Source organism: Pseudomonas sp. WHRI 8519 (assembly GCF_040224055.2).
Classification (GTDB): Bacteria; Pseudomonadota; Gammaproteobacteria; order Pseudomonadales; family Pseudomonadaceae; genus Aquipseudomonas; species Aquipseudomonas putida_X.
In genome coordinates this window covers 4,136,002-4,148,014 of sequence record NZ_CP167996.1, presented here as the reverse complement: position 1 = coordinate 4,148,014, position 12,013 = coordinate 4,136,002, and the positions used below count along the sequence as shown (strand labels likewise).

Genomic DNA, 12,013 nt, shown 5'->3' with positions numbered 1-12,013 from the left:
GCTGTTGGCCCTCTAGATTCGTGTGGCGTGCTGGAAGCCCCGAACAACAAGAAAGAGGGACCTGACGATGCCGACCGCCATCCAAGCGAACAACGCCTGGCGCATCCTGTTGCTGCTGTTTCTGGCCAACCTGTTCAATTTCTTCGATCGCACCATACCCGCCATCATCATCGAACCGATTCGCCTGGAGTGGCACCTTAGCGACTTCCAGATCGGCCTGATCGGCACCGCCTTCACCCTGGTCTATGCCATCGCCGGCCTGCCACTGGCACGGCTGGCCGACACCGGCTCGCGCAGCCGGCTGATGGGCTGGGGCCTGATGGCGTGGAGCGGGCTGACGGCAGTCAACGGCATGGTCGGCAGCTTCTGGAGCTTCCTGCTGGTGCGCATGGGGGTAGGCATCGGCGAAGCCAGCTATGCGCCTGCCGCCAATTCGCTGATCGGCGACCTGTTCCCTGCCGAGCGGCGGGCACGGGCGATGGGTATCTTCATGCTCGGCCTGCCGCTGGGCCTGTTGCTGGCCTTCTTCACCATTGGCGCCATGGTGCAGGCCTTCGGCAGCTGGCGCGCACCGTTCTTCATCGCCGCTGTGCCGGGTGTGGTGCTGGCGTTGTTCCTGTTCCTGATCCGCGAACCCGCACGCGGTGCGGCCGAAACCGTAGCCGTCTCCCAGGCGCCACTGGACCGGCCCCTGCGCCGCGTACTCAGCGTGCCCACCTTCGCCTGGCTGGTGCTCGCAGGCCTTACGTTCAATTTTGCGTCGTACGCCTGCAACTCGTTCATGGTGCCCATGCTGCAGCGGTACTTCGAGCTGCAACTGCAACAAGCCGCAGTGGCCACCGGGGTTATTGTCGGTGTGACCGGTCTGGTAGGCCTTACCCTGGGTGGCTGGGTGGCCGACAAGGTGCATCAGCGCTTTGCCAACGGCCGGCTGATGTTCGCCGTGTTGAGCATGCTGGTCGCCACGCTGGCCACCGCCTGGGCGCTGCATGCCGGGCGGATCGAGCTGGGCCTGTTCGTGGCGCTGTTCGGCGTGGGCTGGCTGTTTTCGTACAACTTCTACACCTGCGTGTACACCGCCATCCAGGACGTGGTGCAGCCTCGCTTGCGCGCCACGGCCATGGCGCTGTATTTCGCCGGCCTCTATCTGCTGGGCGGTGGCCTGGGGCCGGTGGTGGTCGGTGGGCTGTCGGACCATTTCGCCGTCGCCGCCATGGACGCAGCGGGGGAGGTACTGATGAGCGAGGCGTTCAAGGCCCAGGGGTTGCACGACGCGATGTACCTGATACCGGTGGCGCTGATGTTGACCATGGTGTTTCTGTTGGCCGCGTCGCGCTGTTTCAGTCGCGATGCGCAGCGCATGCGGGAGGGGATGGTGGCTGACAGCGAAGCCGCGGTGGGCCGGGCTGTTCAGGCTTGAGTATTTTTAGCTGAAAAGCGGTCTGCGCGGGCGCTGCAATCCAACCCCAGGCATCGGTGGCTTGCTCGCGCTGTGACGGCTCGAAATGCCACTGGTCCTATAGATGGCATTTGGCCTTGTTTCAGGTTGATGCTCATATCTGGGAAGCATTATCATTCACGCCATCACTCTAATTCAGAATTCTTTGTCAGGATTTGTACGATGGCGTCTCGCTTCCCATCGCGCCCAGCCATGCTGGCGCTCTGCTGTTCCGTAACGCTGATGGCGCAAGCGGCCGAGCCTATTCAGCTCGACGCCACTGACGTCAACGCCGACGCCGTCAAGCCCACCCCCGGCGCGCTGCCCGAGGCGTTCGCCGGTGGCCAGGTCGCCCGCGGCGGCAGCATGGGCGTGCTGGGCAATCAGGACAACATGGACGTCCCGTTCACCCTGACCAGCTACACCTCCAAGCTGATCGAAGACCAGCAGGCGGAGGACATCGGTGACGTGCTGGCCAACGACCCGTCCGTGCGCGAGTCGTTCGGCTTCGGCAACCAGTCGAAGGTCTTCGTGATACGCGGGCTGCCGCTGGCAGGGGATGACATCTCATTCAACGGCCTCTACGGCATTCTGCCGCGCCAGATCATGTCCACCGACGGTGTGGAGCGTGTTGAAGTATTCAAAGGGCCCAATGCGTTTCTCAATGGTGTGAGCCCGACCGGCACTGGCCTTGGTGGTAACGTCAACTTGCAACCCAAGCGTGCTGGCGATGTTCCTACCCGCCGTTACACCCAGGACATCAGTGCTGATGGGCGCATCGGCGAGCATCTGGACATCGGCCAGCGCTTCGGCGTAGACAACCGCTTTGGCGCGCGGCTGAACCTCAGCCAGCGTGAAGGTGAAACCGCTGTTGACGATCAGGACCAGCGGACCAAGCTAATCGTTGCCGGCCTGGACTACCGCGGCGACACGGTGCGCATCTCCACGGACTTCGGTTACCAGAAGCAGCGTATCAACCACCTGCGCAACTCAGTGCGCCCAGGCACCGCCACCCAGGTGCCAACCGCACCGGATGCCAGCCACAACTACGGCCAGGCTTGGAGCTACAGCGAGTCGGAAGATACCTTCGGCATGATTCGTGGCGAATGGGACCTGAACGAGAGCTGGACCGCCTATCTGGCGGGTGGTGCGCGCCATACCCGCGAGCATGGCACCTATGGCACGCCGGTGCTGGTGGGCAATAGCGGCACGGCTACGCTCTCCGGTTCGGATATCGTCCACGGCGAAGACAACACCAGCTTCAGCGCCGGCCTCAATGGCCGCCTGCAGACCGGGCCGTTCAGCCACCAGATTGCCGTGGGCGCCAATACCCTGTGGACGCAGGCGGAAAACGCCTACACCTTTTATCGCCCAGTCCCTGGCAATACCAATATCTACGACAAGGTCACGCTGCCCAAGCCAACCGACGGCTACCTCACCGGTGGTGAGATGGGTGACCCCGGTGTGACCGGCAAGACCCGCAACCGCAGCATCGCTATTTCCGACACGGTGGGCATGTTCGATGACCGTCTGTTGCTCACTTACGGGGTGCGTCGTCAGCAACTGCGCATCGAAAACTATTTCTATGACGGTACCACTTTCAATGGCGTCGCCAACCCGGCCAATGACGGAAGCCGTAACGGTCCTGCTTATGAAAAGGGCGTGACCACGCCTGTCTATGGGATCGTGTACAAGGCCACCGACAGCATCTCGGTTTACGCCAACCGCATCGAAGGCTTGGCCCAGGGCCCGACGGCGCCGGCGAACACTGTCAATGCCGGGCAGATGTTCCCGCCTGGCCGTACCAAGCAACTTGAGGCAGGTATCAAGCTCGATAAGCAGACCTACGGCGCGAACCTGGCTGTGTTCCGCATTGAAAAACCGTCCGATGGCTATACCGAGGGCACTACCTACATTCGCGATGGCGAGCAGGTCAACAAAGGCCTGGAGCTGAGTGTCTACGGCGAACCGATCGAAGGTTTGCGCCTGATGGCCGGCGGTACCCGCATGGCGTCGGAGCAGAAAAAGACTGCCAACGGTACCAATGACGGCAACCACGCCATCGGCGTGCCGACTTTCCAGCTGAACGCCAGTGTCGACTGGGATGTGCCGGGGGTGCCAGGGTTGGCACTCAATGCCCGGATGCTGCGCACCGGCGGCCAATACGTCGATGCCGCCAACGACCTCAGCCTGCCGACCTGGAACCGTTTCGATGCCGGTGCACGCTACAAGCTGAAAGTCGCCGAGAAGGACCTGACCCTGCGGGTGAACGTGGAAAACCTCACCGACAAGAACTACTGGGCTTCAGCCAATGGTGGCTACATGACCCAGGGCGATCCGCGGTTGGTGAAGTTCTCGGGCACGATTGATTTCTGATCCTGTGTGCCTGCGCCACTGTACGAGCGGCCTACCTCCAGCGCTGCGCTAGCGTAGCTGCTGGAGGAGGGCTTGTCCCGCGATGTGGGGTTTGCCGGTGCGATGCCAGCCCAGGCAAAACGCGTCAGGCCTGCTGCAGAGTGCGTCGCTTTGTCGGCATCAGCAGCAGGATCAGCGCTGACTCAAGCCGCACGCGTAGAGACTGGAGCTCATGGACCGTGCAGCCTTTACCCAGCCGCTCGCCCTATGTATCAATCTTTGAACTGTTTCAAGTATTCAATAATGTCAGCACGGTCTTGAGCCTTTTTTAATCCTGCAAATACCATTTTGGTTCCCGGTATATATTGCCCCGGATTTATCAAATATTCAGAAAGCGTTTCGGTGTTCCAGATTATCCCTTTGTTTTTATTGGCCGCAGTATAAGCGTAGTTTTCGGCAAATCCCGTTTTGCTGCCTACGACACCATAGAGGTTGGGACCTGTTGTGTTTGCGCGCCCCTTTTCTATGGTATGGCATACCGCACATCGTGAAGCGAATATGAGCTTACCCTTATCATAGTTGCCGACCGGTACCTCAGCGGCGCCGGCAACGGCGGGTATGTTCATGGCGATCAAAACCAGCCAAATGATAGGTTTCATTCCTGCTCTCCATTTTTTTGCCTGCAGGAGTGTTGTACGCGCTACCTCTGCTCTTGAATACTGGTAAAAATATCAGGTTTTGGCAGGCAGTCACCGTTCATTGTCATGACGCAAAAACGCTGCCTCCAATAGTTGCTGCGTATAAGCATGTTGAGGTGAATTGAAGATCTGCTGAGCCTCACCTTGCTCCACAACATGCCCATGTTTGATCACCATCAGTTGGTGACTCAACGCTTTGACCACGGCAAGGTCATGGCTGATGAACAGGTAGGTGAGGTTGTACTTCTGCTGCAGGTTGCGCAGCAATTCCACCACCTGCCGCTGCACCGTACGGTCCAGCGCAGAGGTCGGTTCGTCCAGCAGAATCAACGCCGGCTTGAGCACCAGCGCCCGGGCGATGGCGATACGTTGACGTTGCCCGCCCGAAAACTCATGCGGGTAGCGATGGCGGGTGCGAGGGTCCAGGCCGACTTCTTCCAGCGCCGCGATAATCGCCGCTTCCTGTTCCGCGGCTGTACCAATCTTGTGAATCCGCAGCCCCTCGCCAACGATGTCCGCCACACACATACGTGGGCTCAGGCTACCAAAGGGGTCCTGAAACACCACTTGCATCTCGCGTCGCAGTGGCCGCACCTGCTGCTGGTTCAAGCCTTCCAGTGCCTGGCCGTGGAAGCGGATGCCCCCTTGGCTGGAAATCAAGCGCAAGATCGCCAGCCCAAGCGTCGACTTGCCCGATCCGGACTCACCCACGATCCCCAGGGTCTGCCCCTGGGGCAGGCTGAAGTTGATCCCGTCCACGGCCTTCACGTGGTCGACCGTCTTGCGCAGCAAGCCTTTCTTGATCGGGAACCATACCTTCAGGTCGTTCACTTCCAGCAGTGGCGCACCCACTGCGGTTTGCGCCGGCAACCCGCTGGGTTCTGCATTGATCAGCATCTGCGTGTAGTGGTGCTGCGGCGCGCTGAACAGCGTTGCGCAATCGGCCTGCTCGACAATCTGTCCGCGCTGCATCACGCAAACACGGTGGGCAATGCGCCTGACCAGGTTCAGGTCATGGCTGATCAACAGCAATGCCATGCCCAACCGCGCCTGTAGTTCCTTGAGCAGTTCCAGAATCTTCAACTGCACGGTCACGTCGAGTGCAGTGGTGGGTTCATCGGCAATCAGCAGCTCCGGCTCATTGGCCAGGGCCATGGCAATCATCACCCGCTGCCGCTGGCCACCGGACAGCTCGTGGGGCAGGGCTTTCAGGCGTTTGCGTGGCTCGGGAATGCCCACCAGTTCAAGCAGCTCCAGCGTGCGCGCAGTGGCTTGCTTGCCGGTGAGGCCCTTGTGCAGCAGCAGGATTTCGTTGATCTGCTTCTCGATGCAGTGCAGCGGGTTCAGCGAGGTCATCGGCTCCTGGAAGATCATCGCGATGCGGTTGCCGCGAATCTTCTGCATGGCCTTCTCACCTTGCTGCAGCAGGTCCTTGCCTTCGTAGCCAATGCTGCCACTGGGGTGGCGTGCCAGCGGGTAGGGCAGCAGGCGCAGAATCGAGTGGGCGGTAACGGACTTGCCCGAACCGCTCTCGCCGACCAGCGCCAGGGTCTCGCCCTTGCGGATGTCGAAGCTGATGCCATCGACCACACGGTTGACCTGTTCGCCGGTAACGAACTCTACCGCCAGGTCGCGCACTTCGATCAGGTTCTGTTCACTCATCTCACTTCCTCGGGTCGAAGGCATCGCGGGCGGATTCGCCGATGAATACCAGCAGGCTCAGCATGATCGCCAGTACGGCAAAGGCGCTGATGCCCAGCCATGGCGCCTGCAGGTTGGACTTGCCTTGGGCTACCAGTTCGCCCAGCGACGGCGCGCCCGGTGGCAGGCCGAAACCGAGGAAGTCCAGGGCGGTGAGGGTGCCGATGGCACCGGTGAGGATGAAGGGCATGAACGTCATGGTCGAGATCATGGCGTTGGGCAGAATGTGCCGATACATGATCGCGCCATTGCGCATGCCCAGGGCACGGGCGGCACGCACGTACTCGAGATTGCGCCCGCGCAGGAACTCGGCGCGCACCACGTCAACCAGGCTCATCCATGAGAACAGCAGCATGATGCCCAGCAACCACCAGAAGTTGGGCTGTACGAAGCTGGCAAGGATGATCAGCAGGTACAGCACCGGCAAGCCGGACCAGATCTCCAGAAAGCGCTGGCCGGCAAGGTCCACCCAGCCACCGTAGAAACCCTGCAGGGCACCGGCGATGACGCCGATGATGGAGCTGAGGATGGTCAGGGTGAGGGCGAACAGTACCGAAATGCGGAAGCCGTAGATCACCCGCGCCAGCACATCGCGGCCCTGATCGTCGGTGCCCAGCCAGTTGTCCGCCGAGGGCGGCGCAGGGGCGGGTACGCGCAGGTCGTAATTGATGCTCTGGTAGCTGTAGGGGATCGGGGCCCACAGCACGAAGCTGTCTTTCTTGGCCAGTAGCTCCCGGATATACGGGCTCTTGTAGTTGGCCTCCAGTGGGAACTCGCCGCCGAAGGTGGTTTCCGGGTAGCGTTTGAAGGCCGGGAAAAACCACTCGCCGTCGTAGCGCACGGCAATCGGTTTGTCGTTGGCGATCAGCTCGGCACCCAGGCTCAGGCCGAACAGGATGAGGAACAGCCACAGCGACCACCAGCCGCGTCGGTTGGCCTTGAAGCGCTCGAAGCGCCGACGGTTGAGAGGGGACAAGGCCATGTCAGTGCTCCCGGCTGGCGAAGTCGATGCGCGGATCGACCAGGGTGTAGGTGAGGTCGCCGATCAGTTTCACCACCAGCCCGAGCAGGGTGAAGATGAACAGGGTGCCGAACACCACCGGGTAGTCGCGGTTGATGGCCGCCTCGAAACTCATCAGGCCCAGGCCGTCGAGGGAGAAGATCACCTCGATCAGCAGCGAGCCGGTGAAGAAGATGCCGATGAACGCCGAAGGGAAGCCTGCGATCACCAGCAGCATGGCATTGCGGAACACGTGGCCGTAGAGCACCCGTGAGCGGCTCAGGCCTTTGGCTTTGGCGGTGACCACGTACTGCTTGTTGATCTCGTCGAGAAAGCTGTTCTTGGTCAGCAGGGTCATGGTGGCGAAGTTGCCGATCACCAGGGCGGTGATCGGTAGCACCAGGTGCCAGAAGTAGTCGAGCACCTTGCCGGTCGTGGACAGCTCGTCGAAGTTGTTCGAGGTCAGGCCGCGCAGCGGGAACCAGTCGAAGTAGCTGCCGCCGGCGAACAGCACGATCAGCAAGATGGCGAACAGGAACGCCGGGATGGCATAGCCGACGATGATCGCCGAGCTGGTCCAGACGTCGAAGTGGCTACCGTGGCGCACCGCCTTGGCAATGCCCAGGGGGATCGACACCAGGTACATGATCAAGGTGCTCCACAGCCCGAGCGAAATCGACACCGGCATCTTCTCGGCGATCAGGTCGATGACCTTGGCGTCGCGAAAGAAGCTCTCGCCGAAGTCCAGTTGGGCGTAGTTCTTGACCATTATCCATAAACGCTCGGGGGGCGACTTGTCGAAGCCGTACATACGCTCGATTTCGGCGATCAGCGCCGGGTCGAGGCCCTGGGCGCCGCGGTAGTTGGAGCCGGCCACGGAGACCTCGGCGCCACCGCCGGCGATCCGGCTGGTGGCGCCCTCGAAGCCTTCGAGCTTGGCGATCATCTGTTCGACCGGGCCGCCGGGGGCGGCTTGGACGATGATGAAGTTGATGACCAGGATGCCGAACAGGGTCGGGATGATCAGCAGCAGACGACGCAGGATGTAGGCCAGCATGTCAGTTGGCCTCTTGAGCGGGCGTTTCGGACACGGCTGGCGTCACGTCAGGCTTGATCCACCAGGTGTCGATGCCGATGTCGTACTTGGGTGAAACATCGGGGTGGCCGATGTGGTTCCAGTAGGCCACGCGCCAGGTCTTGATGTGCCAGTTGGGGATCACGTAGTAGCCCCATAGCAGCACCCGGTCCAGGGCGCGGGAGTGGTCGATCAGGCTTTGCCGGGAGTCGGCGTTGATCAGTGCTTCGACCAGCTGGTCGATGGCCGGGTCACGCAGGCCGATGAAGTTGCGGCTGCCGGGGTTGTCAGCCGCCGCACTGGACCAGAACTCGCGCTGCTCGTTGCCTGGGGAGTTGGACTGCGCAAAGCCACTGACGATCATGTCGAAGTCACGTGAGCGCAGGCGGGTGATGTATTGCGAGACGTCGACGCGGCGGATGTTCAAGTCGATGCCAAGGTCGGCCAGGTTGCGTTTGAACGGCAGCAGGATGCGCTCGAATTCTGTCTGGGCCAGCAGAAACTCGATGGACACTGGCTTGCCGTTCTTGTCGACCATCTTGTCGTCGACGATCTTCCAGCCAGCGTCCATCAGCAATTTGTAAGCCTGGCGCTGCTGTTCGCGGATCATGCCGCTGCCGTCGGTGACCGGGTTGTGGAAGACTTCGCTGAACACCTGTTCGGGGACCTTGCCGCGCAGCGGCTCGAGTATCTTCAGCTCGGCAGGCGAGGGCAGGCCCCGGGCGGCCATTTCGGAGTTTTCGAAGTAGCTGCCGGTGCGGGTGTAGGCGCCGTTGAACAACTGCTTGTTGGTCCACTCGAAGTCCAGCAGCAGGCTCAGCGCCTGGCGCACGCGGATGTCCTGGAACAGCGGTTTACGCAGGTTGAAAATGAACCCTTGCATGCCGGTGGGGTTGCCGTTGGGCAGCTCTTCCTTGATCAGGCGGCCATCGCGTACAGCGGGAACGTTGTAGGCGGTGGCCCAGTTTTTCGCGCTGGTTTCCAGGCCATAGTCGAACTGGCCAGCCTTGAGTGCTTCCAGTGCGACGGTGTTGTCGCGGTAGGAGTCGAAGGTCATGGCGTCGAAGTTGAACTGGCCGCGGTTGAGCGGCAGGTCCTTGGCCCAGTAGTCCTTGACCCGCTCGTAGCGGATCGAGCGGCCGGGCTTGACCTCGGTGATCTTGTACGGGCCGCTGCCGAGCGGGATTTCCAGGTTGCCGCGGTTGAATTCGCGGCCTTCGTACCAGTGCTTGGGCAGTACCGGCAACTGGCCGAGGATCAGCGGCAACTCGCGGTTGTTCTTGTGCTTGAACGTGAACAGCACACGCAGCGGGTCTTCGGCGACGACTTGGGCGACATCGCCATAGTACTGGCGGTACAGCGGTGCGCCGTCCTTGATCAGGGCGTTGAAGGTGAATACCACGTCTTCGGCGCGCATCGGGTGGCCGTCGTGGAAGCGTGCCTCGGGGCGCAGGTAGAAGCGCACCCAGCTGTTGTCCGGGGCCTTTTCGATCTTGCCGGCAACCAGGCCGTACTCGGTAAAGGGCTCGTCCAGGCTCTGGCGCATCAAGGTGTCGTAGATGGCACCGACGTTTTCGGCGGCCACACCTTTGTTGATGAAGGGATTGAGGCTGTCGAAACCACCGAAGCTGGACTGGCGGAAGGTGCCGCCCTTGGGCGCTTCGGGGTTGACGTAGTCGAAGTGCTTGAAGTCGGCCGGGTATTTCGGCGCTTCATCATAAAGGGTCAGTGCGTGTTGCGGCGCGGCCATGGCCGGCAGGCTCAGGCAGGCGAGCAGCAGGCTGCCTGCCAGTTGGCGCAGGCGGTACGTTGGCATCATTGGGCTTTCTCCGAAGTCTTTAGCCACCAGGTATTCAGCCCGAGGGTATAGGGCGGTGTGGTGACGAAACCGAACCGGTTGCGGTAGGCCAGGCGGTGATTGTCGAGATACCAGTTGGGGATCATGTAGTACTGCCAGGAAAGCACGCGGTCCAGGGCGCGGGCGGCGGCGACCTGGTCATCGCGGGTGCGTGCGGCGAGCAGGGTATCGAGCAGGTGATCGACCACAGGATCCCTGACCCCCGCGTAATTCTTGCTGCCCTTGGTCGCAGCCTGGCTGGAATGGAAGTACAACCACTGTTCCAGGCCGGGGCTCAAGGTCTGACTCAGGGTCATCAGAATCATGTCGAAGTCGAACTGGTCCAGGCGTTGTTTGTACTGGGCACGGTCCACGGTGCGCAAGCGCGCATCGATGCCGATGCTCGCCAGGTTTTCGACATAGGGCTGCAAGATGCGTTCGAGGTTGGGATTCACCAGCAGCAGTTCCATGCGCAGCTGCTGCCCGTGTGCGTCGACCAGGCGCTGGCCGTCGAGCTTCCAGCCGGCGTCGCCGAGCAGGCTCAGCGCCTGGCGCAGGGTCTGGCGGTTGATGCCGCGGCCATCGGTGTGGCTGACCTGATAGGGTTGGGTGAACAGCTTTTCCGGCAATTGGTCACGGAACGGCGCCAGCAGCAGCCACTCCTTGCCCGTGGGCAAGCCGCTGGCGGCAAACTCGCTATTGGGGTAGTAGCTGGTCGAGCGGCGGTAGGCGCTGCTGAAAAGGGCGCGGTTGGTCCATTGGAAGTCGAGCATCAGGCCCAGCGCCTGGCGTACCCTGGCGTCGCTGAAGGTGGGCCGGCGGGTGTTCATGAACAACCCCTGGGTCTGGGTCGGGATGCGGTGCGGGATCTGGGCCTTTATCACCTCGCCACGGCGCAGTGCCGGGAAGTTGTAGCCGTTGGCCCAGTTCTTTGCCTGATGCTCGATATAGATGTCGAATTCGCCGGCCTTGAAGGCTTCGAACGCGACTGTGGCGTCCCGATAGAACTCGTATTCGACGCGGTTGAAATTGTACTTGCCGCGGTTCACCGCAAGGTCCTTGCCCCAGTAATTCTTCACCCGCTCGAACACCAGGCGCCTGCCGGGCTGCACCTGGGTGATGCGGTAGGGGCCACTGCCCAGAGGCGGCTCGAAGGTGGTGGCCTTGAAATCGCGGCCTTGCCAGTAGTGTTTGGGCAGCACCGGCATCTCGCCCAGGCGCAGGATCAGCAGTGGGTTGCCAGCGCGCTTGAACACGAAGCGGATGCGCAACGGGCCCAGGATATCCACGCGCTGCACTTCCTGCAGATTGGTGCGGTAGATCGGATGGCCGCCTTTTAGCAGTGCGTAATAAGAGAAGGCGACGTCGGCCGAGGTGATCGGTTTGCCGTCATGCCAGCGCGCTTGCGGGCGCAGGTTGAACACCACCCAGCTACGGTCCTCGCTGTACTCCACCGAGCGGGCGATGAGGCCGTAACTGGAAGTGGGTTCGTCGCCGGAAGGGTCGTACATGCCGGTGCCGACCATCAGCGTTTCGTTGAGCTCGTTGACCCCGTACTGCAGGAAGTTCGGCGTTGTGACTGGGCTTGAACCCTTGAAGGTATAGGCGTTGAGCGTATCGAACGTACCCAATGCCATAGCACGCAAGGTGCCGCCCTTGGGCGCTTGCGGGTTGACCCAGTCGAAATGGGTGAATGTCGCTGGGTACTTGAGCGTGCCGAACTGCGCGTATCCGTGGCTTTCGCTCACCATCGCGGCTGCGGGAAAGCTCAAGGCCAGGCTGAGTGACAGCAGGAGGGGACGTATCAAGTCGGCATCCGATCCAGAGGCGTTGGGCTTTGGTCGGGCTACAGTAACAGCTTGGCGGGGTTGGAAAAAGGGTGTGGCGGGAAGGAGATCGAGGGGCTGCC

The 12,013-nt window shown here is 61.5% G+C and carries 8 protein-coding genes; 2 read left to right on the top strand and 6 right to left on the bottom strand.

From position 1 onward, the window contains the following. Positions 1-67: 67 nt before the first annotated feature. Complete coding sequence (locus ABRP30_RS19035) at positions 68-1,420, top strand: MFS transporter (RefSeq protein ID WP_267817383.1); 1,353 nt, start codon at positions 68-70, stop codon at positions 1,418-1,420. A 201-nt stretch (positions 1,421-1,621) separates the two neighbouring features. After that, the gene (locus tag ABRP30_RS19030) at positions 1,622-3,814 is read left to right on the top strand and encodes a TonB-dependent siderophore receptor (protein WP_349976326.1); all 2,193 of its coding nucleotides are present in this window, start codon (positions 1,622-1,624) and stop codon (positions 3,812-3,814) included. 251 nt (positions 3,815-4,065) lie between these two features. On the opposite strand, the gene ABRP30_RS19025 is transcribed toward ABRP30_RS19030, so the two are convergent. The 6 genes from ABRP30_RS19025 to ABRP30_RS19000 all read right to left on the bottom strand — a co-directional run bounded on the left by ABRP30_RS19025 (position 4,066) and on the right by ABRP30_RS19000 (position 11,912). Continuing rightward, on the bottom strand, positions 4,066-4,452 hold the full coding sequence (locus ABRP30_RS19025) for a c-type cytochrome (protein WP_349976327.1): 387 nt from the start codon (positions 4,450-4,452) through the stop codon (positions 4,066-4,068). Between the two features lie 90 nt (positions 4,453-4,542). Further along, entirely contained in the window at positions 4,543-6,153 is a 1,611-nt protein-coding gene (locus ABRP30_RS19020; protein WP_349976328.1) for an ABC transporter ATP-binding protein, read from the bottom strand. Between the two features lies 1 nt (position 6,154). After that, positions 6,155-7,174, bottom strand: coding sequence for an ABC transporter permease (locus ABRP30_RS19015; RefSeq protein ID WP_241807017.1), 1,020 nt, complete (start codon positions 7,172-7,174; stop codon positions 6,155-6,157). 1 nt (position 7,175) lies between these two features. Then, positions 7,176-8,249 carry a microcin C ABC transporter permease YejB gene (locus tag ABRP30_RS19010; protein WP_039603181.1) on the bottom strand — a complete coding sequence of 358 codons (1,074 nt, stop codon included), beginning with the start codon at positions 8,247-8,249 and terminating at the stop codon, positions 7,176-7,178. Between the two features lies 1 nt (position 8,250). Next, on the bottom strand, positions 8,251-10,086 hold the full coding sequence (locus tag ABRP30_RS19005) for an extracellular solute-binding protein (RefSeq protein ID WP_349976329.1): 1,836 nt from the start codon (positions 10,084-10,086) through the stop codon (positions 8,251-8,253). Continuing rightward, on the bottom strand, positions 10,083-11,912 hold the full coding sequence (locus ABRP30_RS19000) for an extracellular solute-binding protein (RefSeq protein ID WP_349976330.1): 1,830 nt from the start codon (positions 11,910-11,912) through the stop codon (positions 10,083-10,085). Before ABRP30_RS19000 ends, ABRP30_RS19005 begins: the two co-directional genes overlap by 4 nt. Positions 11,913-12,013: the final 101 nt, after the last annotated feature.

Excerpts from the sequence above, each read along its gene's own strand:
- ABRP30_RS19010 (WP_039603181.1), bottom strand. The coding sequence starts at position 8,249 with ATGCTGGCCTACATCCTGCGTCGTCTGCTGCTGATCATCCCGACCCTG.
- ABRP30_RS19035 (WP_267817383.1), top strand. The coding sequence starts at position 68 with ATGCCGACCGCCATCCAAGCGAACAACGCCTGGCGCATCCTGTTGCTG.
- ABRP30_RS19030 (WP_349976326.1), top strand. The coding sequence starts at position 1,622 with ATGGCGTCTCGCTTCCCATCGCGCCCAGCCATGCTGGCGCTCTGCTGT.
- ABRP30_RS19005 (WP_349976329.1), bottom strand. The coding sequence starts at position 10,086 with ATGATGCCAACGTACCGCCTGCGCCAACTGGCAGGCAGCCTGCTGCTC.
- ABRP30_RS19020 (WP_349976328.1), bottom strand. The coding sequence starts at position 6,153 with ATGAGTGAACAGAACCTGATCGAAGTGCGCGACCTGGCGGTAGAGTTC.
- ABRP30_RS19025 (WP_349976327.1), bottom strand. The coding sequence starts at position 4,452 with ATGAAACCTATCATTTGGCTGGTTTTGATCGCCATGAACATACCCGCC.
- ABRP30_RS19015 (WP_241807017.1), bottom strand. The coding sequence starts at position 7,174 with ATGGCCTTGTCCCCTCTCAACCGTCGGCGCTTCGAGCGCTTCAAGGCC.